Origin of the sequence: Streptomyces sp. NPDC087300 (assembly GCF_044744425.1) — a bacterium.
GTDB lineage: Bacteria > Actinomycetota > Actinomycetes > Streptomycetales > Streptomycetaceae > Streptomyces.
The window spans coordinates 510,984-531,008 of the sequence record NZ_JBIUYI010000003.1 but is presented as its reverse complement, the minus strand read 5'-3'; the positions used below and the strand labels follow the sequence as shown (position 1 = coordinate 531,008).

General features: G+C 71.9%; 20 protein-coding genes. 5 read left to right on the top strand and 15 right to left on the bottom strand.

Going from position 1 to position 20,025, the window contains the following annotated elements; all coding sequences use genetic code 11:
* Position 1: 1 nt before the first annotated feature.
* From mmsA to ACIO9J_RS13180, 5 genes are all read right to left on the bottom strand, one after another.
* Entirely contained in the window at positions 2-1,546 is a 1,545-nt protein-coding gene (gene mmsA, locus ACIO9J_RS13200) for a multiple monosaccharide ABC transporter ATP-binding protein (RefSeq protein ID WP_401998574.1), read from the bottom strand.
* A 17-nt stretch (positions 1,547-1,563) separates the two neighbouring features.
* Positions 1,564-2,673: a multiple monosaccharide ABC transporter substrate-binding protein gene (chvE, locus tag ACIO9J_RS13195; RefSeq protein ID WP_401997105.1), complete on the bottom strand. Its 1,110-nt coding sequence runs from the start codon at positions 2,671-2,673 to the stop codon at positions 1,564-1,566.
* A gap of 3 nt (positions 2,674-2,676) precedes the next feature.
* The gene (locus ACIO9J_RS13190) at positions 2,677-3,651 is read right to left on the bottom strand and encodes a hypothetical protein (protein WP_401997103.1); all 975 of its coding nucleotides are present in this window, start codon (positions 3,649-3,651) and stop codon (positions 2,677-2,679) included.
* A 118-nt stretch (positions 3,652-3,769) separates the two neighbouring features.
* A complete protein-coding gene (locus ACIO9J_RS13185) occupies positions 3,770-4,783 on the bottom strand; it encodes a zinc-binding dehydrogenase (protein WP_401997100.1) in 1,014 nt (337 codons plus the stop codon).
* Entirely contained in the window at positions 4,780-5,994 is a 1,215-nt protein-coding gene (locus tag ACIO9J_RS13180) for a mandelate racemase/muconate lactonizing enzyme family protein (protein WP_401997097.1), read from the bottom strand. The genes ACIO9J_RS13185 and ACIO9J_RS13180 overlap by 4 nt, the downstream gene beginning before the upstream one ends.
* A 230-nt stretch (positions 5,995-6,224) precedes the next feature.
* Here ACIO9J_RS13180 and ACIO9J_RS13175 point away from each other — a divergent pair, with 230 nt between their 5' ends.
* Positions 6,225-6,992, top strand: a complete 768-nt coding sequence (locus ACIO9J_RS13175) for an IclR family transcriptional regulator (RefSeq protein ID WP_401997094.1) — start codon at positions 6,225-6,227, stop codon at positions 6,990-6,992.
* Entirely contained in the window at positions 6,992-7,849 is an 858-nt protein-coding gene (locus tag ACIO9J_RS13170) for an SMP-30/gluconolactonase/LRE family protein (RefSeq protein ID WP_401997091.1), read from the top strand. The genes ACIO9J_RS13175 and ACIO9J_RS13170 overlap by 1 nt, the downstream gene beginning before the upstream one ends.
* Positions 7,850-7,862: 13 nt before the next feature.
* On the opposite strand, the gene ACIO9J_RS13165 is transcribed toward ACIO9J_RS13170, so the two are convergent.
* The 6 genes from ACIO9J_RS13165 to ACIO9J_RS13140 form a co-directional block, all read right to left on the bottom strand.
* Positions 7,863-8,870: an ABC transporter substrate-binding protein gene (locus ACIO9J_RS13165; protein ID WP_401997088.1), complete on the bottom strand. Its 1,008-nt coding sequence runs from the start codon at positions 8,868-8,870 to the stop codon at positions 7,863-7,865.
* A gap of 48 nt (positions 8,871-8,918) precedes the next feature.
* Positions 8,919-9,692, bottom strand: a complete 774-nt coding sequence (locus ACIO9J_RS13160; RefSeq protein ID WP_401997085.1) for an ABC transporter ATP-binding protein — start codon at positions 9,690-9,692, stop codon at positions 8,919-8,921.
* Between the two features lies 1 nt (position 9,693).
* Positions 9,694-10,713, bottom strand: a complete 1,020-nt coding sequence (locus ACIO9J_RS13155) for a FecCD family ABC transporter permease (protein WP_401998571.1) — start codon at positions 10,711-10,713, stop codon at positions 9,694-9,696.
* Between the two features lie 86 nt (positions 10,714-10,799).
* Positions 10,800-12,068 carry an MFS transporter gene (locus tag ACIO9J_RS13150; RefSeq protein ID WP_401997082.1) on the bottom strand — a complete coding sequence of 423 codons (1,269 nt, stop codon included), beginning with the start codon at positions 12,066-12,068 and terminating at the stop codon, positions 10,800-10,802.
* Positions 12,065-12,901 carry a Rossmann-like domain-containing protein gene (locus tag ACIO9J_RS13145; RefSeq protein WP_401997079.1) on the bottom strand — a complete coding sequence of 279 codons (837 nt, stop codon included), beginning with the start codon at positions 12,899-12,901 and terminating at the stop codon, positions 12,065-12,067. Before ACIO9J_RS13145 ends, ACIO9J_RS13150 begins: the two co-directional genes overlap by 4 nt.
* A gap of 33 nt (positions 12,902-12,934) precedes the next feature.
* Positions 12,935-13,945 (bottom strand): pyridoxal-phosphate dependent enzyme, encoded by a 1,011-nt coding sequence (locus tag ACIO9J_RS13140; protein WP_401997076.1) that lies wholly within the window; start codon positions 13,943-13,945, stop codon positions 12,935-12,937.
* 213 nt (positions 13,946-14,158) lie between these two features.
* On the opposite strand from ACIO9J_RS13140, the gene ACIO9J_RS13135 reads away from it, so the two are divergent.
* On the top strand, positions 14,159-15,163 hold the full coding sequence (locus ACIO9J_RS13135; protein WP_401998568.1) for a kinase: 1,005 nt from the start codon (positions 14,159-14,161) through the stop codon (positions 15,161-15,163).
* A complete protein-coding gene (locus ACIO9J_RS13130) occupies positions 15,157-15,645 on the top strand; it encodes a Fur family transcriptional regulator (protein WP_401997073.1) in 489 nt (162 codons plus the stop codon). Before ACIO9J_RS13135 ends, ACIO9J_RS13130 begins: the two co-directional genes overlap by 7 nt.
* A 4-nt stretch (positions 15,646-15,649) precedes the next feature.
* On the opposite strand, the gene ACIO9J_RS13125 is transcribed toward ACIO9J_RS13130, so the two are convergent.
* Positions 15,650-16,537 carry an NAD(P)H-dependent oxidoreductase gene (locus ACIO9J_RS13125; RefSeq protein ID WP_401997071.1) on the bottom strand — a complete coding sequence of 296 codons (888 nt, stop codon included), beginning with the start codon at positions 16,535-16,537 and terminating at the stop codon, positions 15,650-15,652.
* 111 nt (positions 16,538-16,648) lie between these two features.
* On the opposite strand from ACIO9J_RS13125, the gene ACIO9J_RS13120 reads away from it, so the two are divergent.
* Entirely contained in the window at positions 16,649-17,083 is a 435-nt protein-coding gene (locus ACIO9J_RS13120; RefSeq protein ID WP_401997068.1) for a PPOX class F420-dependent oxidoreductase, read from the top strand.
* Between the two features lie 18 nt (positions 17,084-17,101).
* Here the strand turns inward: ACIO9J_RS13120 and ACIO9J_RS13115 are convergent, their stop codons facing one another.
* The 3 genes from ACIO9J_RS13115 to ACIO9J_RS13105 form a co-directional block, all read right to left on the bottom strand.
* The gene (locus ACIO9J_RS13115) at positions 17,102-17,977 is read right to left on the bottom strand and encodes a DUF4436 family protein (protein WP_401998565.1); all 876 of its coding nucleotides are present in this window, start codon (positions 17,975-17,977) and stop codon (positions 17,102-17,104) included.
* 35 nt (positions 17,978-18,012) lie between these two features.
* The gene (locus ACIO9J_RS13110) at positions 18,013-19,164 is read right to left on the bottom strand and encodes an agmatine/peptidylarginine deiminase (protein WP_401997065.1); all 1,152 of its coding nucleotides are present in this window, start codon (positions 19,162-19,164) and stop codon (positions 18,013-18,015) included.
* 124 nt (positions 19,165-19,288) lie between these two features.
* Positions 19,289-19,894, bottom strand: coding sequence for a TetR/AcrR family transcriptional regulator (locus ACIO9J_RS13105; protein ID WP_401997062.1), 606 nt, complete (start codon positions 19,892-19,894; stop codon positions 19,289-19,291).
* Positions 19,895-20,025: the final 131 nt, after the last annotated feature.

Sequence of the window (20,025 nt, the reverse complement as noted above, 5' to 3'; positions counted from 1 at the left end):
CTCAGCTCTTGGTGCTTCTGGTCTGGGTCATCTGGCGCATCAGGACTTCCTGGGTGGCCTCCGCGCGCGTGACCTCACCGGTCATGCGGCCCTCGGCCATGGTGTAGATCCGGTCGCACATGCCGAGCAGTTCGGGGAGTTCGGAGGAGATGAACAGGACCGCCCTGCCCTGCGCGGCGAGCTTGTCGATCACCGTGTAGATCTCGTACTTGGCACCCACGTCGATGCCGCGCGTCGGCTCGTCGAGGATCAGCACCTCGGGGTCGGCGTGGATCCACTTGCTCAGGACGACCTTCTGCTGGTTGCCGCCGGAGAGCCGGCCGACCTCCTCGAAGACGGTGGGCGCCTTGATGTTCATGGACGTGCGGTAGCGCTCGGCGACGGCCCGCTCGTGGTGTTCGTCGACGACGCCGCGGCGCCGCATGCCGGACAGCGAGGGCAGCGAGACGTTGCGGTTGATGTCGTCGATGAGGTTGAGCCCGTAGCGCTTGCGGTCCTCGGTGACGTACGCGATGCCCGCGTCGACCGCGGCGGGGACGGTCCGCGTGACCACCGTCCGCCCGTTCACCGCCACTTCGCCCGCGACGTACGTCCCGTACGAGCGGCCGAAGACGGACATGGCGAGTTCGGTGCGGCCCGCGCCCATCAGGCCCGCGATGCCGACGATCTCGCCGCGCCGCACGGTCAGCGACACGTCGTCGACGACCGTGCGCTGCTGGTCGACCGGGTGCCGCACCGTCCAGCCCCGGACGGCCAGCGCGAGCGCGCCCGCGTCCTCACCCGTATAGGGCGTACGGTCGGGGAAGCGGTGGTCGAGGTCGCGGCCGACCATGCCGCGGATGATGCGGTCCTCCGACAACGCGGCCTCCGCGTCAGGCTGTTCACGGACCGTCAGCGTCTCGATGGTCCGCCCGTCGCGCAGGATGGTCACCGCGTCGGCGACGGCCCGGATCTCGTTCAGCTTGTGCGAGATGACGATGCAGGCGATGCCCTGTCCGCGCAGCTCCAGGATCAGGTCGAGCAGCTGCGCGCTGTCGTCGTCGTTGAGCGCGGCCGTCGGCTCGTCCAGGATGAGCAGCCGCACCTCCTTCGACAGGGCCTTGGCGATCTCCACCAACTGCTGTTTGCCCACGCCGATGTCGGCGACCGGTGTCTGCGGCTTCTCGCGCAGACCGACCCGCTTCAGGAGCGCGCCCGCCCGGCGCAGGGTGTCGTTCCAGTCGATGAAGCCGCCGCGCGCCCGCTCGTTGCCGAGGAAGATGTTCTCCGCGATCGACAAGTAGGGGACGAGCGCCAGCTCCTGATGGATGATCACGATGCCGTGGCGTTCGCTGGCCCGGATGTCCTTGAAGGCCGTGGGGCCGCCGTCGAAGAGGACGTCCCCGTCGTAACTGCCGTGCGGATGAACGCCGCTGAGGACCTTCATCAGCGTCGACTTGCCCGCGCCGTTCTCCCCGCAGATCGCGTGGATCTCCCCGGGGCGCACGGTCAGGTTCACGTCGCGGAGCGCGGTGACGCCGGGGAACGTCTTGGTGATGCCGCGCATCTCCAGGATGGGCGCGCTCACTTCAGCTGCCCTTCCTTGAAGTAGCCTTCGTCGATGAGGAGTTGCGTGTTCTTCCGGTCGACGCTGACCGGCTTGAGCAGGAAGGACGGCACGACCTTCTCGCCGTTGTCGTAGTCCGTGACGTTGTTGACCTGCACCTTCTTGCCGGTCAGTACCGCGTCGCCCATCTCCACCGTCTGCGCGGCGAGCTTGCGGGTGTCCTTGAAGACGGTCTGCGTCTGCTCGCCCCGGATGATCGACTTCACCGACGCGAGCTCGGCGTCCTGCCCGGTGATGACCGGCAGCGGCTCGCTCCTCGTGCCGTAACCCGCGCTCTTGAGCGCCGAGATGACGCCGATGGAGATCCCGTCGTACGGCGAGAGGACCGCGTCGACGCGCCGGTCGCCGTAGCTCTTGCTGATCAGGTCGTCCATGCGCTTCTGCGCGGTGCCGCCGTCCCAGCGCAGCGTGGTCGCCTGGTTCATCCGCGTCTGCTTGCTCCGCACGACGAGCTGCCCGGTGTCCAGGTAGGGCTTCAGCACCTCCATGGCGCCGTTCCAGAAGTACTTGGTGTTGTTGTCGTCGGGGGAGCCCGCGAACAGCTCGACGGAGTAGGAGTCCCCGGAGTCCTTGTCCGGCTCGCCCAGCTTCAACTTGTCGACCAGGTACCGGCCTTGGAGCCTGCCGACCCGCTCGTTGTCGAACGACGCGTAGTAGTCGACGTTCTTCGTGCCCAGGATGAGACGGTCGTACGAGATCACGGGGATGCCCGCGTCGTGCGCGCGCTTGAGGACGTCGGTCAGCGCGGAGCCGTCGATCGCGGCGACGACCAGGAGCCGGTGCCCCTTGGTGATCATGTTCTCGATCTGGGCGACCTGGTTCTCCACCTTGTCGTCGCCGTACTGGAGGTCGGTCGCGTAACCGGCCTTCTTGAACTGCGCGGCCATGTTCCTGCCGTCGGCTATCCACCGCTCGGAGGCCTTGGTCGGCATCGCGAGGCCGATGGTGCCGCCCTTGCCGTCGTCGGGCTTGTAGCGGCTGCCGCCCTTGGCCTCCTGGCCGCACGCGGCGAGCGAGAGGGTGAGCAGCGCGGCCGTCGCGGTGACGGCGAGCGTGCGGGTGCGCATGGGTCAGTCCCCTTCCGGGGTGGGGAATCGGCGCAGCGCGCCGGGGAGTCGCGAGCCGAGCGGCGACATGCCGCCGTCCGCGCCGTGCCGGGCGAGCAGATCGAGGGCGAGGCGGCCGCGGCGCACGCGCTCGCGGGCGGTGGCGAGGGTGTGTTCGCGCAGCTGGGCGCCGTAGGGGTAGATGCCGGGCGACCTGCTGAGGCCGAACTTCACGTACAGCGGGGCACCGCGCCGGATCAGCTCGGCGATCTCGTACATCCGGATGTAGCCGCCGAGGTCGTCGGGCGCCTCGACGTACATGTCCATGGGGGCGCGGCTGACCCGGCGGATCTCGGTGAGGTGGTCCGCGGTCAGGTCGGACGGCACGTTCAGGGAGTCGGCGCCGAGCCGCTCGTAGACCGCGAACGAGGCGGGATTGACCGGGCCCGTCAGGGCGGACAGCTTGAGCGTGGTGCCGGCGGGCAGCACCCCGGCCGCGCGCAGCCGGTGCAGGGTCCACAGCACGCCCTCGTCGGCGACGAGCAGGCACCGCACCCCCAACTCGGTGGCGCGCAGGGCGTCTTCGACGCAGCCCGCGAGCGCGTCGTGCCCCCGGGCGCGGGCTCCGGCCCCGCCGGACTCGGTCCGCGTGGAGCCGCCGATGTCCCAGGTGCCGCGCGGCCCGGTGAACAGACAGAGCTCGATGTCCCGCTCCGCGCAGGACTCCGCCATCTCGGTGATCTCGGCGTCGGTGAGCATCCAGACGCCGCTGCCCTGGCTGATCCGGTGCACGGGCACGTCGAGCCGAGCGCTCTCCTTGAGCACGGCGCCGAGCGCCTCGGGCCCCTCCACCGAGGGGATCTCGGTACGCCAGGTGCCGCCGTCGGGAAACGTGTGGGGCGAGGCGTCGGTGGGGTCGGGCTCGGGCGCGCCGAGTCCGACGAGGGCCAGGGCGGGTTCGCCGGGCAGGCGGGGGCGTACGGGGGAGGTGTCGATCACAGGCTGCCCTTCGTGTCCGATATACCGAACGAGGTTCGAGTCACAGTGCGTGGGGCGCCCCCGAGGGGGCGCGGGGAACCGCGTGACCAGCCACAACCGGCCCGCGGACAAAGCCGTCTCAGGGCCGAAGCAGCACCTTCCCTGTCGAGGGATCACCCCCGCCGACGAGAGAAACCGCCTCCCCGAACCGCTCCAGCGGAAACTCGTGCGTGATCAGCGCCGCGGGATCGACAAGACCGAGCCCGAACGCCCGCACCGCATCCGACCAGGCCGCGGACGACGCCCCGAAGACGGACCGCACCTCCAGCTGGCTGAGGGAGAGATGTACGGGGTCGATCCCCACGGCCCCCGCCGCGAACATCCCGGTGAGCACGACCCGCCCACCGCGCCGGGCGAGCAGACACGAGGACGCGGCGGTGGTCGGCGCCCCCGCGGTCTCCACGACGAGGTCGAACGTTCCCCGCACGGACTCGGCCTCGGCGGGGGACAGCGCCGAGGTCGCCCCGAACTCCCGCGCCCGCGCACCCGACGCCCCGCGCGGATCGACCACCACCAGCTCGCCGGGGCCGGAGGCCGCCAGCAACTGCACGGCGAGCAGCCCGAGCGTCCCCGCACCGACCACCGCGACGCGTTCACCGGGCCGAAGGCCACCCGCCCGCACCGCAGCCGTGACCACCGCGGCCGGTTCGAGCAGCGCGGCGGCGCGCAGGTCGGCGTCCTCCCGCAGTGGGTGCAACAGCCGTACGGGCACGGTCAGATGGTCGGCGAAGGCGCCGGGCTCGGTGAAGCCGGTCTCCGCGTACCCGCCGGTGCACAGGCTCGTCTCGCCGCACCGGCACCGCTCGCAGACGCCGCACGTCCGGAACCCCTCGGCGACCGTGCCGCGCCCGAGGAGGCCGGGGTCGACGCCCTCCCCGACCGCCGCCACGGTCCCCGACCACTCGTGGCCGGGGATCACGGGGTAGCGCACGTACGCGGCGTCGCGATGCCCGTCGTACAGCTCGCGGTCGCTCCCGCAGATGCCCGCAGCGGCCACCCGCACCAGTACCTCGCCGGGTCCTGGGGTGGGGATGTCCCGGGACACCAGGCGGTGTTCGCCGGGCCGCTCGACGACGATCGCGCGACTGCTCACGCCGTGCTCCCGCCCGAGGTCGCGCTTGTGGCCCCGGCCGTGGCGCCGCCCGTGCTCCCGCCCGGTGACCGCTTCTCCCAGCCCTCGGCCCACAGGTCGAACCGGGCCTGCTGCTGCGGGAATTCGGCCGCCGCGTCGACGTCGAGCTCGACGCCGAGGCCCGGCGCGTGGGACAGCTCGAAGCAGCCGGTCTCCGGGTCGACCCGCGGGGCGCCCTTGACGACCTTCTTGATGTCGGCGTCCGCGAAGTCGTTGAAGTGCTCCAGGATCTTGAAGTTCGGTGTGGTGAAGCCGACTTGGAGGGACGCGGCCGTGAGCACCGGGCCGCCGACGTTGTGCGGGGCGACGAGCATGTAGTGCGTCTCGGCGGTGGCCGCGAGCTTCCGCGTCTCCCAGATGCCGCCGATGTGGCCCACGTCGGGCTGGAGGATGTCGGCCGCCTGGCTCTCGAACAGCTCGCGGAACTCGATCCGGTCGTGGATCCGCTCGCCCGTCGCCACCGGCATGTCCACCCGCGCCGCGACCTTCGCCAGGGCCTTCAGATTCTCCGGCGGCACCGGCTCCTCCAGCCACGCGGGCCGGAACGGGGCGAGGTCGCGGGCGAGCCGGATCGCCGTGGCGGGCGAGAACCGACCGTGCATCTCCAGCATCAGCTCGGCGTCGGGACCGATGGCGTCGCGCACCGCCTCGATCAACGACACGGCGTACGCGCTCTGTGCGTGGTCGAGCTCGAAGTGGCCCGTGCCGAACGGGTCGATCTTCAGCGCGCGGTAGCCGCGCGCCATCACCGCCTCGGCGGCCTTGTGGTAGGCCTCCGGGGTGCGTTCCGTGGTGTACCAGCCGTTCGCGTACGCCTTCACGCGGTCGGCGACCTTGCCGCCGAGCAGCTGCCAGACGGGCACGCCGAGTGCCTTGCCCTTGATGTCCCAGCAGGCCGTCTCGATGACGGCGATGCCCGACATGACGATCTCGCCCGCCCTGCCGTAGTCGCCGTACTTCATCCTGCGCACCAGGTCCTCGATCGCGAACGGATCGGATCCGGCGATGTGATTGGCCTCCGCCTCGCGGAGATAGCCGATGAGCGCGTCGGTGCGGCCGAGCATGCGGGTCTCGCCGATGCCGGTCAGGCCCTCGTCGGTGTGCACCTGGACGTAGGTGAGATTGCGCCAGGGCGTGCCGACCACGTGCGTGCTGATTCCCGTAATGCGCAAGGCAGTTGCCCCTCGACTTGTTCGGTATTTCGTCACACGTTCGAAATGGTGGCGCGACCGTATTCACGGTGCCCGGAGGGTGTCAATGGGTCGCGCTCGACGGTCCCTGGCGGGCGTCGGCCAGGACTCGGCGGGGCATTGCGCCGCGAACTGCCGCGCGCCTACGCTGTGTTCGTCATATCGATCAGCGGCCGAAATGCCGGACGCGCAGGGTGGGAGAGGCCGAACTCATGGGACGACTGGTGCCCGCGGTGACCAGGTCGCTGGACATACTCGAACTGTTCCTGGAGGGCGAGGGGACCCTCTCCGCGCCCGAGGTCACCCGCAGGCTCCAGCTGCCGCGCACCACCGTGCACGAGCTGCTGACCACCCTGGCGGCCCGCTCGTACCTCGTCCAGGTCCCCGGCCAGCCGGGCCGCTACCGCCTGGGCGTGCGCACCTACCAGCTCGGCAGCCGGTACGCTGAGCAGCTCGACCTCGCAGCCGAGGGCAAGGAGGTGGCGCGCGAGGTCGCCGAGACCTGCGACGAGACCGTCCACGTCGCCGTCCTGGAGGACACGGACGTCATCTACATCGCCAAGGTCGACTCCACGCACGCCGTGCGCATGGTCTCCGCGGCGGGCCGCCGACTGCCCGCGCACTGCACGTCCGTCGGCAAGATGCTGCTCGCCTCGCTGCCGCAGGACGAGCTCGAAGCACGCCTGCACGGCCGGGAGTTGACCGCGATGACGCCCGCCAGCATCACCGATCCCGCGGCGCTGCTGGCCGCGCTCGCCGGGATCAGGGAGCGCGGCGTCGCGGTCGAGCACCAGGAGTCCAACCCGGACGTCAGCTGTGTGGCCGCGCCGGTGCGGGACCGCTCGGGCCGGGTCGTCGCGGCGCTCTCCATCTCCGTACCGATGATCCGCTGGAGCGGGACCCGCGAGGGCGAACTGGCCGATCTCGCCGCCAAGGGCGCCGCCGATCTGTCCCTCCGCCTCGGCCACCGGTACGCGTGATGGGCCGCGCGTACGAAGTGGCGGTGCGCGCGTGGGCCTCGCTGGGCGAGGGCCCCACCTGGGACGCGGCCGCCGAACGCCTGATCTGGGTCGACATCCTCGCCTCCCGCGTCCACACCTACGCCCCCGCGACCGGCCGCCGTACGGTCATGGCCACCGAGCAGCACGTCGGCGCGGCCAAGCCCCGCGCGGGCGGCGGCCTGGTGGTCAACCTCAGGGACGGCATCGGGCTGTACGGACCCGACGGGTCCTCCTTCCGCTGGCTGGTGCGCGACCCGGTGCCCGGCAGGCGCGGCAACGACGCGGCCGTCGCCCCCGACGGCGCCCTGTGGGCGGGCACCATGCGCTACGACGAGGCGCGGGGCGGCGGCGGCCTGGCCAGGATCGCCCCCGACGGCACGGTCACCGCACAGCCGGGCGAGGTCTCGGTCAGCAACGGCACGGGCTGGAGCCCGGACGGACGCCTCATGTACTACGTCGACAGTCCCACGCACCGCATCGACGTCTTCGACTACGACACCGCAACCCAACGCGCCCTGAACAGGCGCCCGTTCGCGCACATCGAAGAGGGTGCGGGCTTCCCCGACGGACTCACCGTCGACGCCGAGGGCCGCGTGTGGGTGGCCCTCTGGGACGGCGCCGCGATCCGCCGGTACGCACCGGACGGACGACTCGACCGCGTCGTCGGCCTGCCGGTGCGTCGCCCCACCGCGTGCGCCTTCGGCGGTCCGGAGCTCCGGGACCTCTACGTCACCACGGCCCGCACCGGCATCGAACGGCCCCATCCGCTCTCGGGGTCCGTCCTCGTGCTGCCGGACGCGGGCCGCGGTCTGCCGGGTAGCGCCTTCGCGGGCTGAGCCCGGCCGCCGCTCAGCCCTTGGCGGCGAGCTCGCGCAGATACGTTCCGAACTTTTCCAGGCCGTCCACGTCGCGGGGCCCGCTGATGCCTTCGTTGTAGTCGAGGACGAAGAAGTTGTTCTTCTTGACGGCGGGCAGCTCCCTGGTGTGCGGGGACTTCTTCAGGAAGGCGATCTTGTCCTTCGCGGGCTTGTCGCCGTAGTCGAAGACGATGATGACCTCGGGCTCGGCCTGGGTCACCGCCTCCCAATTCACCTGCGTCCAGCGCTCGTCGAGCCCGTCGAAGATGTTCCTGCCGCCGGCCGATTTGATGATGTCGTTCGGCGGCACCTGGCTGCCCGCCGTGAACGGCTGGTCGGTACCGGAGTCGTAGAGGAAGACCGGCACCGGCTTCCCCTCCTTGGGCGCCTTCGCCTCGACCGCCGCCACCCGCTTCTTGAGACCCGCGACGACCCGGTCCGCCCTCTTCTCGACCTTGAATATCTTCCCGAGCCGCTCCAGGTCGCTGTAGAGCGCGTCGAACGGCGTCATCTTCTGTGGAAAACCCGGGTAGTTGAAGCAGCTCTCGGTGTGCAGGAAGCTCTGGATGCCGAGCTTGTCCAGGATCTTCGGGGTGATGCCGCGCTGGTCGCTGAAGCCGGAGTTCCAGCCCGCGACGACGAAGTCGGCCTTGGCGTCGACGACGAGCTCCTTGTTGAGCAGGTCGTCGCCGAGCATCTTCACCTTGGCGTACTCGGCGGCCCAAGGGGACTCGCTCACCGGCGGGTTGGCGGGCGGCATCACGTACCCGTGCACGTGCTCGGTGAGGCCGAGGCTGAACAGCTTGTCGGCGCTGCCGCCCTCGTACGCCACCGCGCGCCGCGGCACCTCGTACGTGACGGGCTCACCGCAGCGCTCGACGGTGCTCTTCTCGGACGCCTTCGCGGCGCCGTCCGGCGCGACGTCGGCGCCGCAGCCGCTCAGGAGCAGCGCGGCCGTGAGGGCCACGGAGGCCGGAGGGATGAATCTGCTGTGGGACATGGGGAGTTGCTGCCTCTCAGTGAATCTCGGGACATCGGGGGAGGGGGCTCAGGGGGTGGGCAGCAGGGAGTACAGGAGCTGCGGGTCGCCCGTCAGCGGATGCGGGACGACGGTCGCCGCGACGCCGAACACCTCGGCGACGAGCTCCTCGGTGAGGACCTCCGCGGGCGTCCCCGACGCGACCAGACGCCCCCGCGACAGCACGCCGAGCCGGTCGCACGCGGCCGCCGCGAGGTTCAGGTCGTGCAGCACCACCAGGACGGTGAGACCGGCGCCGCGCAGCCGCGAGAGGACCTCGACCTGGTGGCGTACGTCGAGGTGGTTGGTCGGCTCGTCGAGCACCAGGATCTCCGGCTCCTGGACGAGGGCGCGGGCGAGCAGCACGCGCTGGCGCTCCCCGCCGGACAGCGTGAGCACACCGCGCCGCGCCAGATGGCCGATGCCGAGCCGTTCCATCGCCGCCGCGCACAGGGCGCGTTCGCGCGCGCCCAGCGCCTGGTTGCCCCGCAGGTGCGGGGCCCGGCCGAGCGCGACGACCTCCTCGACCGTGAAGTCCAGGTCGACGGAGCCGTCCTGGGTCAGCGCGGCTACCCGCCGCGCGCTGTCGCGCACCGGCAGCCCGGAGATGTCGTCGCCGCCGATCCTGACCGTGCCCGCGACCGGGCGCAGCGCGCGGTACACGCAGCGCAGCGCGGTGGACTTGCCGCTGCCGTTGGGACCCACGAGCCCCACGACCTCGCCGCTCGGCACGTCGAGCGACAGCTCGCGCAGCAGGCTCCTGCCGCCGATGTCGACCCCGAGTCCCTCGATGCGCAGGTCCATCTCAACGCCCCCCGAAGACATGGCTCTTGCGGCGCATGAGCCCGATGAACACCGGCACGCCGACGAGCGCGGTGATGACGCCGAGCGGCAGTTCGCGCGGCGCGACCACCGTCCGGGACAGCAGGTCGACCCAGACCATGAAGACGGCGCCGACCAGCGGAGCGACGGCCAGCACGCGGGCGTGCCCCGCGCCCACGACCATGCGCACCACGTGCGGCATGACGAGCCCCACGAAGCTGATCGCGCCGCTCACCGCGACGAGCACCCCGGTGATCAGGGACACCAGGACGAGCAGGAAGGCGCGGCGCCGGTCGGCGCTGACGCCGAGGCTCGCCGCGGTCTCGTCGCCGAGCGAGAGGACGTCGAGGGCGCGGCCCTGGCGGTACAGCACGCCGAGGCCGAGCAGGACGACCGCGGCCACCACGGGCAGCGCGCCCCAACTGGCCGCGCCGAAGCTGCCCATCGTCCAGTACAGGACCATGCTGGTCGCCTCGCTGTCGGGCGCGAAGTAGATGATCACGCTCATCAAGGCCTGGAAGCCGAGGGACAGGGCGACCCCGGTGAGCACCAGGCGCAGCGGCGAGAGGGTGCCCCTGCTCCTCGACGCGGCGTACACGAGGAAGGAGGCGACGAGCGCACCGGCGAAGGCGCCCGCCGACACCGCGTACACACCGAGCGCGGCGAGCCCGCCGGTGACGGTCACCCCGACCGCGCCCACCGACGCGCCCGAGGAGACGCCCAGGACGAAGGGGTCGGCGAGCGCGTTGCGGACCATCGCCTGGATGGCCACGCCGACGGCGCTCAGACCGGCGCCGACCAGCGCGGCCAGGAGCACGCGCGGCGTCCTGATCTGCCAGATGATCTGGTACGTCGTGGTCTCCTCCGCGCCGATCCTGCCGCCGGTGAGCGCGGCCCACAGATAGCGGGCGGTCTCGCCGGGGGTGACGACCGCGGCGCCGAGCCCGATCGCCACCACGACGGAGACGACCAGGAGCAGGAGGAGCAGGGCGCAGGTCAGCAGGAGCGTCGCGGGGGAGGCCAGGCGGTCCCGTACGCCGGCGGGTGCCGGGTGTTCGACGGGCCCGGCGGGCGCTCGGACGGTCACCGTCATACGAGGTCCGCCTCCTCCCGTACCGGACCGGCCCGCAGCACCAGCACGGCCGCCGCGACGGCGGCGACGACGAGTGCCCCGAACACCGCGGCGACGCCCGGGTATCCGGCGAGCCCGAGGCCCGCGCCGCCGAGCGCGGCGCCGACGAAGACGCCCAGGCTCATGCCCGCCGCGTTGATGCCGAGCGCCGCGCCGCGCAGGCCGGGGCCGCAGCGCCGTACGACGAGGCTCACCACGCAGGCCGCGACGACGGCGTGGCTCGCCGCGTGCAGCGAGGTCAGGGCGAGGGCCAGCGGCAGCCAGTGCGTGAAGTAGAAGCCGACGACGGAGACGAGCGCCGCCAACAGGCCGACGAACAGCAGGCGTTCGGTGCCGAAGCGCGGCTCGTCGGCGTTGGTGAGCCGCCCGGTGAGGAGGTTGCTGACGAAGAACGAGGCGCCGCTCAGCGTCCAGACGAACGCGAAGAGCCCGGCGTCCAGACCGAACCGCTCCTCGTAGAAGGCCGCCAGATACGACAGGTAGCCCATGAACACGGCGGTGCGCAGCAGGGCGATCAGCAGCAGCGGCACGACTCCGCGCACCGCGCCCAGGGCCTTGAACGAGGCGACGTAGCCCAGGCGTTGACCTCCGGACGCGGTCTCCCCGGCGTCCGCGGTGTCCTTGCGGCGCGCCACGAACACCACCGCGAGCAGCAGCGAGAGCGCGGTCACCGCGAACAGGTCGCCCTGCCAGCCCCAGAACAGCGCGGGCAGCGCGATCACCGGCGCCGCGAGCATCGCCGTCATCGACTGGGTGGCCGTCACCAGGGTCGCGGCGCGGCCCGCCGCCCTGCCGCTCCCGAAGCGGTCGGCGGCCGCGGCGGTGAGCGCCGGGTTCAGCACGGACGTACTGGCGCCGACGAGCAGGCAGAACGCGGCGAGCAGCAGGAAGTCGCCGCTCGCGCCGAGCGTCGCGGAGAGCCCGAGCGCGGCGAGCCCGCCGGCCGCCGCCCACTCCCTGGGCACCCGGTCGATGAGCGGCGCGAGCGCGGTGCCCACCAGCAGGGCGGCCAGGCCGCCAAGGCCGCGCAGCCCGCCCATCGCGGCGACGCTGCTGCCCGCCTCGTCGGCGATGGGCACCAGATACGTACTGAAGATGGTGAACGGCAGCAGGCCTACGGCGGAGGCGAGCAGCACGGGCCACAGCGCCCGCGCCATGCGCAGATCGCCCGGCACGGGGTCCGCCGAGCGGTCCCGCGCCGTGCCCTCGGAGGCGTCGACGCTCATGCGGCCGCTCCTTGCGCGAGAGCGGCGCGGTACCGGTACATGGGCGTGGGGTCGGCGCTGAACTGGGAGAACGTGAAGGGCTCCGCGTTCAGTCCGGTGACGCCCGCGCCGAGGAAGGCGCGGGCCACGGCGCTGCCGCTCTGGGCGTAGACGATCAGCGGCACCGCGTGCTCGACGCAGTGCGCGAGGATCAGGTCGAAGGTGCCGTTGCTCAGCGTCATGCCGGTGGCGATCACCGCGTCGGCCGTCGCGAGCACCTCGGTCATGTCGTCGCTGACGGGCTCGCCCCAGGCGGTGGTCCGCAGGTTCAGATCGCAGGGCAGGCAGACGCCGCCCCGCTCCCGTACCGCCGCGACCAGCGGGTTGACGACGCCGATCAGGGCGACCCGCGCGCCGGGCGCGATGTCGAGCAGCCCGGCGATCGCGGCGTCCCTGGCCTCGGCCCTGACCTCGGGGGTACCGGCGGGCAGGAGCACGCGCTCGGCGTCGGCGGCGTCGCGGTGCGGGTGCGCCCTGGCCAGATAGGCGTCGAGCGCGGCGGTCCGCACGGGCGCGGACTCGTGCCGAAGGAGCTTGTCCAGGGAGTGCCCGGAGGCGTTCTCGCAGAATTCCGGGGCGAGTTCACCGGCCTCGAAGGAGCAGGCACCGAAGGCGTCGCCGACGCGCAGCAGCAGGTAGTGGTTGTGGTACGTGACGTCGCCCCCTGCCAGGCGGGTCGTGTTGTACAGCCAGAAGGCGCTGGTGACCGTCAGGTCCCTGGGGTCGGGTCCGTGTTCGCCCGCGAGGACGGCGTCGGTGAGCGCGGCGACGGTCCGGGGCATGGGGTGTGACATGTGGGTGCTTTCTCGGGGGAGTCGACCGGCGGGTCAGGAGGAGGAGACGGCGGCCGCGGTGGGCGCGGGCCACGGCGCGGTGGACCAAGGGAGGCGCAGCTCGTCGAGCGAGGTGATCTCGTGGGGCTTCAGCGTGTCGATGTCCAGGGCCCGTTCGTGCCGGGCGTAGGCGCTCTCGACGTAGCGGTGGCCGGTGTCGGCGGCGATGAAGACGTAGGTGCGCGAGTCGTCCCCGCGCCGCTCCCACAGCGCGCCGAGGTAGGCGGCGCCCGCCGAGAGCCCCGCGAAGATGCCGCTGGTGCGCAGCAGTTCGACCGCCCCGGAGACGGCGCACTCGAAGTTCACCCAGTGCACCCGGTCGTACAGCTCGTGCCGGACGTTCCTGAACTCGATCGCGCTGCCGATCCCGGCGATGATCATGTCGGGGTCCGCGACGCGCTCGGACCCGAACGTGACGCTGCCGAAGGGCTGTACCCCGACGAGTGACACGTCACGGCCCGCCGCGCGCAGATAGCTGGCGACGGCGCCGGTCGACGCCCCCGATCCGACCCCGCCGACGAGCGCGAGCGGGCCGTCCGGCAGGTCCCTGTCGACGGCCTCGGCGACCTCGCGGTAACCGGCGTAGTGGATGTCGTCGTGGTACTGCCGCATCCAGTGGTACGAGGGGTTGGCGGCCAGGATCTCGCCGATCCTGCGCACCCGCAGTTCCTGGTCCAGGCGCAGGTCCTGGGAGGGCGGGACCTGTTCGAGGGTGGCGCCGAGTATCTCCAGCTGTACCCGCGTCGAGCGGTCCACGGTCGTGGAGCCCACGATGTGGCACTTCATGCCGTAGCGGTGGCAGGCCAGGGCCAGGGCCTGCGCGTAGATGCCGCTGGAGCTGTCGATGAGGGTGTCGCCCGGCTCGACGGCGCCCGTGTCGAGCAGTTGCCGGACGGCGCCGAGGGCCGAATAGATCTTCATGCTCTCGAACCGGAGACAGGCCAGGTCGGGCGCGAGGGATATGAGGTCGGGTTTCTTCACCGCTTCGGCGATGTGTGCGTGCATGACGGAGATCCCCCAGAGGGACGTGGTGAGGGCAGGAAGTGCCGGGGGAGGGCGTCGCTGTGTCTGCCGCTCCCCGGGACGCCGAGAGCATCACACTAGATGAAAATGATTGTCAAGAGCGTGTAGGGTCGGCGCAACGCTGTCGGCATCGACACATCGACCCATCGCCGTAGGCGTCGACGTAGCGCCGTACGAGGGAGGAAGCGCGTGAAGCTGTACGAAGAGGCCGCGGCAAGGCCCCGCCCGCCGGGCCGGGAGCCCGTGCGCACGGGGGTCGGCACCGCGTTCGGCACCTTCGGTGAACTGCTCCAGGGCCAACTGCCCGAGGGCGACAGGGACTTCCTCGTGACGCTGCCGGTCGCCCGCTGGACCATGGCGACCTTCAGGACGGGGTCGGCCTCCGGCGGCATCGAGGTCCGCCCGGCCCACAAGACCAAGGCGCTCCGGCTGGCCCGGATGATCGCCGAGGAGGCCCCGCCGGGCGTGGGGCGGGCCCGGGGAGGCGTACTCACCGTGAGCAGCGTGATCCCCGAGGGCAAGGGGCTCGCCAGCTCCTCCGCCGACCTCGTCGCCACCGCGCGGGCGGTCGGCCGGGCCCTCGGCGTCCCCATGCCGCCCGCCAGGATCGAGCGCCTCCTGTCCCGCATCGAACCCACCGACGGGGTGCTCTACTCCGCGATCGTCGCCTTCCACCACCGCACCGTGCGCCTGCGCGCGGTCCTCGGCGCGCTGCCCGCGATGGCCGTGGTCGGCATCGACGAGGGCGGCTCGGTCGACACTGTGGACTTCAACCGCGTCCCCAAACCGTTCACGCCCGCCGACCGGCGCGCCTACGCGGACCTGCTCGGACGGCTCACCGAAGCGGTGCGCACGCACGACCTCGCGGAGGCCGGCCGGGTCGCGACCCGCAGCGCCCTGATGAACCAACGCCTCAGGTTCAAGCGCTCGTTGGACCCGATGCGGGCGATCTGCTGCGAGGTCGGCGGCCTGGGCGTCGCCGTCGGCCACAGCGGTACGACGCTGGGCATACTGCTCGACGCCACGGACCCCTCGTACACGCGCCGGGTCACGGCGGCGGCGCAGGCGTGCGGGGAGCTCACGGGCGGCGCGCCGGGAGGCGGCGTGGAGGTGTACCGGACGCTCAGTTTCCGCACGGCGGGCGGGTCGCTGTCGGAGCCGGTCCCGGTGTCGGAGCCGGTGGGGGAGGGGGCGTGGTGAAGGAGCGGCGCCCCGGGGCCGGAGGGCCTGCTCCCCATCCGCCCGAGGGCGGCGCGCACGAGCGGTCCGGTCTCGGAGGCGGCCCACGGCGGACGCAGCCGCGCGCGGCCGTGGTCGAAACGCTGGGCAGGCACGGCGAGTTCGTCTCCGCGCAGGAGCTGCACGCCTTGCTCGCGGCGGCGGGCCGCGGTGTCGGCCTCACCACCGTCTACCGCGTGCTGCGCGAACTCACGGGCGCCGGTCTCGTCGACGTCGTACGCGACACGAGCGGCGAGCGGCTCTATCTGCGGCGGCCCGCCGGTGAGCACCGGCACCACCTCATCTGCCGCCGCTGCGGCGGCAGTCGGCCGATCGACGCGCGGGTCGTCGAGGCATGGGCCGAGCGGCTCGGCGCGCGCACCGGCTTCGCGGAGCTGGAGCACACCCTCGAACTCAGCGGGGCGTGCGGCCCGTGCCGGGGCGCGGAGCCCGCCAAGTCGTGAGAGTTCACTGGGTACGTGACCCCTGCGCGGCGGCACACGCATCCGCGAACTCCCGCGAGCCGCCCCCGTCGTCCTGGCCGCCCCCGTCACCCTGGCCGCCCCCGTCACCCTGGCCGTCCTGGCCGTCCTGCGCGCGATGCACTCCCACGCCCGTGCGCCCCGGCGCGATCTCCGGTCGCAGCACCAGATCCGCGTCGTACTCCCCGCCGTTCTCGTGCCGGAAGGGCAGCGGGCGTTCGGTGGGCAGGGCGCGCAGCCGCTCGCGCAGTTCCGCCGCGCGGCGCGCGTAGCCCGTCGGTGTCAGACGGTCGGCCCCGTAGACCACGAACGGCGGGAGCGCGGCCATGCCCGTGTACCAGAACGTGCCGTGCAGCAGCGGGAACAGCACCTCTTCCATCGAGCCATGGATGCCGCGCGGCCCGAAGCCGGACGCGCGGGCGCCGACCGACGTGACGACCAGGGCGCGCTTGCCGGCCAGACCCCCGTCCCCGTACCGCAGGGTCCGCCCGTCGGGCCCCTCGACGCCGAACCCGAAGCCCTGCACCAGGACGCGGTCGAACCACCCCTTGAGGATCGCGGGCGGCCCGAACCACCAGAGGGGGAACTGGAGGACGAGCGCGTCCGCCCAGGCGATCTTCTCCTGCTCGGCACGGATGTCCGCGCTCAACTCCCGCTCCCGGTAAGCGCGTTCCTGCTCCCGTCCGACGAAGAGCCGCTCGCCGGTCCCGCTGCCGAAGTCCTCGCGGTCCACGACGGCCTTCCAGCCCATGGCGTACAGATCGCTGACGCGATGCTCGTGCCCGAGTTCTTCCAGGGCGCGCAGACCGTCGGCCATCAGGTGGCCGTTGAGGGAGTGCTGTTCGGGGTGGGCGGATATCCAGAGAATCTTCATGCTTCGAGCGTGCGGGGTGCGCTGCCGGACGAACGAGTGGCCAGATGGACAGGTCCCGCAAGGATCTGGCCAGCGGGGAATCAGGGCCGGACCGCCCGGGTTGGTGAGGCCATGACCTCGACACCGCCCTTCAGCCCCCGCGCCCTCCTCGCCGCGAGCCGCCTCGGCGTGCTCGCCACCATCAAGTCAGACGGCCGTCCCCAGCTCTCGCCGGTCATGCCCTTCTACGACGAGGAGGCGGGTGTCCTCTATGTGTCGATGACCGAGGGGCGGGCCAAGACCGTGAACCTGCGCAGGGATCCCCGGGCCACGCTGGAGGTGACCGCTTCCGACGGCAGGCAGTGGGCCACCGCCGAGGGCGTCGCGACCCTCACGGGGCCGTCGCGGGACCCGCACGGATCCGAGGTCGACGCGCTGGTGGAGTACTACCGCAAGGCCGCGGGCGAGCACCCCGACTGGGACGAGTACCGGGCGGTGATGGTGGCCGACCGCCGGGTGCTCATGGTGATGACCGTCGACCACGTGTACGGGGAGAGCCTGCGCTGACGCGTTCGGCGCGGGGCGTCAGGGGGACGCGGGCGGCGGGTCCGCCGGATGGGACTCCGCCCGCATCCCCGTGACCACCACGGTGACGACGCAGAACGCGATGACCGTCTCGGCCCAGAGGAACGCGATGTAGTCGAGCAGCGAACCGATGGGCGGTGAGCCGGGGGCGGTGTTGCGGAAGGCGGCGAGCGCGAACAGGGTCGCGGCCATCCAGCCGAGGGCGGGCCAGGTCAGGCCCTTGCGCCGGGTGACGAGGAACCACGCGCCGATCAGTACGGCGACGGCGAGCGCCCACATCGCGGCCATCATGAACACGGCGAAGATCAGGACGCTGGTGGAGCGTTCGAGCCCGACCTCGAAGACGGCGGCGCCGCCTGCCTCGGCCGCGCCGACGTCGGCCGCGAACAGCGCGTCGTTGTTGGTGAGCGTCATGCGGACGGGCACCGCGTCGTCGTCCCGCACCGCCGCGCCGAACTCGAGCGTCGTCTCGTACGCGTCGAACGGATAGTCCGTGATCGAGCCCGCGGACAGGGTGACCGGCACGTCCACGGTGGAGATCCTGCTGTGCGCGGGAAAGGTGAGATCTCCCCGTACCGACGACGACGTCTGGAGCGTCAGGGTCTCGGCGGGCGAGACGCCGCCCGCCTCCGCCAGGTTCCCGCGCGGGGTGACCAGGAGGCGGAGCACCAGCTCGCGGCCCGCGGCGTCGACGCGCTGGACCGAAGCGGCGATGTCCACCCGGTCGGGAGCCGCGCCGCCCGCCCGGTACCGGGTGTCCAGGGCGTGGCGCTCGCCGAACTGGAGCCAGATCCCGACGGCGGCGGCCGCGGCCACGGCGCACAGCACCAGGACCGCGGTCAGCACTCTGCCGCGGGACCTGGTGAGGCGTCGCATCGTGAGCAAAGCCGCTCCGTAGGGGTGGGCCTGGGTCAGTCGACCGGCTTGCCGGGCTCGTCGTGCGTGGAGCAGTGGATGCCACCGCCGCCCGAGGCGATGGTGTCGATGCCGACCTGCACGACGTCGCGCTTGGGGAAGTGCTCCTGAAGGATGCTCCTGGCCCGCTTGTCGGCCTTCCTGTCGCCGAACTTGGGCAGGAACACCGAGTCGTTGGCGACGTAGAAGTTGGCGTACGTCGACACGAAGTCGTCGCCCTCGCCGGTGATCTCGTACAGGTCGGGCTGCGGCAGGTCGATGACCTCGAAGGACCTGCCCTTGGCGTCGGTGGCCTTGCTCAGCACGGACTTCGCCTGGTCGGCCGCGCGCGACCAGGAGTCGGCGGGGGTGTCCGGGTGCGCCCTGTCGAGCAGCACCACACCGGGCGCCGTGAACCGTACGAGGCTGTCCACATGGGCGTCGGTGATGTCCTGGCCCCGCACGCCCGCCAGCCAGATGACCTTCTTGATGCCCAGGGTCGCCTTGAGCTCGTCCTCGATCTGGTCCCGGCTCTTGCCGCGGTTGCGGTTGTCGTTGACGATCGAGCTCTCGGTGATCAGGAGCGTGCCCTCGCCGTCCGTCTCGAAGGAGCCGCCCTCGGCGACCAGCGGGGCCTTCTCGCGGGGGATGTCGTACTCGGCGAGGAGCTTGCGGCCCACCTGGCCGTCGTTGCCGTGCTCCTGCTTGTTCCCCCACCCGTTGAAGTTGAAGTCGATGCCGGTGACCTTGCCGTCGTCCTCCACGAACACGGGCACGGTGTCGCGGGCCCACAGGTCGTCGACCGCCAGTGGAATGACCTCGACGTCGCGCCCGCACGCCTTCTGCGCGGCCTTCACCTGGTCGGGCCTCGCCATCATCACGACGTACTCGTACTCCGCGATGGCGCGGGCGATGCGGGCGATGTCCTCGCGCACGTAGCGGAGGTCCTCCGCCCACACCGACTCCAGGGCGGGCCAGGACATGAACGTGCGCGCGTGGCTCTCCCACTCGGCGCCCATGCGGCGGCCCTTCGCGTCCGTGTCCTGGTCGGCGGCCGCGCTCGCCACGTCGGTGTCACCGGGGCCGCAGGCCGAGGCGCCGAGGACGACGGCGCCGATGCCGGCGAAGGTGCGGAGCGCCGAACGGCGGGAGGGGAGGAGGGGGGACACGGTGAACTCCGATCATCGTGATGGGGACAAGCTAGCCGCAGGTGCTGCGGGCCGCTCGCCGAGCGCGGTGCGGCGCGGGCGGCGGGGTGGGGGTGTGATCCTCACTGTGACACGGACTGAAAATTCAGTCAAAGACCGTCACGGCAGGCTGTCGCGCCAGCTGCGCGAGCTCCACGGCGATCGCGTCCCGCATCAGCTCGCGCGCGTGCCCCAGCGGCAGCAGCTCGCTGAGCCAGCGCGTGCTGAGCGCCTCGAGGGTGGCGGTGAGCCGTTCGGCGGCGACGGTGCGGGCGGGCTCGGGCGCGGCGGGATGGATGCGGCCGAGGGTGTCGGTCAGCTCGCCGATCCAGATCAGACGCGCCTCGGCGAGCGCCTCCCGCAGCTCGGGATCGAAGACCGCGGTGGCCTGCAACTCGCCCCAGGCCGTGCTGTTCTCACGCACCTCGGGCCGGTCCTGGAACTCCAGCAGGAGTGAACGCTCCAGGTCACGCCGGGGATCGCCGTCGCGCTCGCGGCGCGGGTGCGCCGCGGTGTAGCGCTCCGCCCGGTCGCTGATGAACTCCAGGGTCCGGTGCAGGATGCCCGCGCGGTCCTTGAAGTGGTAGTACACGAGGGCCGTGGAGATGCCCGCCTCCGCCGCGACCTCCGCCACGCGCAGACCCCGGACGCCGTGCCGGGCGATGACCCGGGCCGCCGCTCTCAGGATCTCCGTCCTGCGGTCCGCCCCCACGCCCTGCCCTCCTCGTGCCCCGGTCCGGTCGATCGCCGAGGCGCATCGTCTCACATTGACTGAAAGTTTAGTTAGCGGCACGATCATCCCTCGTACCGGCATCCCCGTACCGCATCCCCTGCGTCGCATCC

Coding starts and splice junctions, on each gene's coding strand:
- ACIO9J_RS13170 (WP_401997091.1), top strand. CDS start 6,992: ATGGGCCGCGCGTACGAAGTGGCGGTGCGCGCGTGGGCCTCGCTGGGC.
- ACIO9J_RS13115 (WP_401998565.1), bottom strand. CDS start 17,977: ATGCGACGCCTCACCAGGTCCCGCGGCAGAGTGCTGACCGCGGTCCTG.
- ACIO9J_RS13120 (WP_401997068.1), top strand. CDS start 16,649: ATGACCTCGACACCGCCCTTCAGCCCCCGCGCCCTCCTCGCCGCGAGC.
- chvE (WP_401997105.1), bottom strand. CDS start 2,673: ATGCGCACCCGCACGCTCGCCGTCACCGCGACGGCCGCGCTGCTCACC.
- ACIO9J_RS13175 (WP_401997094.1), top strand. CDS start 6,225: ATGGGACGACTGGTGCCCGCGGTGACCAGGTCGCTGGACATACTCGAA.
- ACIO9J_RS13145 (WP_401997079.1), bottom strand. CDS start 12,901: ATGTCACACCCCATGCCCCGGACCGTCGCCGCGCTCACCGACGCCGTC.
- ACIO9J_RS13125 (WP_401997071.1), bottom strand. CDS start 16,537: ATGAAGATTCTCTGGATATCCGCCCACCCCGAACAGCACTCCCTCAAC.
- ACIO9J_RS13140 (WP_401997076.1), bottom strand. CDS start 13,945: ATGCACGCACACATCGCCGAAGCGGTGAAGAAACCCGACCTCATATCC.
- ACIO9J_RS13160 (WP_401997085.1), bottom strand. CDS start 9,692: ATGGACCTGCGCATCGAGGGACTCGGGGTCGACATCGGCGGCAGGAGC.
- ACIO9J_RS13165 (WP_401997088.1), bottom strand. CDS start 8,870: ATGTCCCACAGCAGATTCATCCCTCCGGCCTCCGTGGCCCTCACGGCC.
- ACIO9J_RS13150 (WP_401997082.1), bottom strand. CDS start 12,068: ATGAGCGTCGACGCCTCCGAGGGCACGGCGCGGGACCGCTCGGCGGAC.
- mmsA (WP_401998574.1), bottom strand. CDS start 1,546: ATGCGCGGCATCACCAAGACGTTCCCCGGCGTCACCGCGCTCCGCGAC.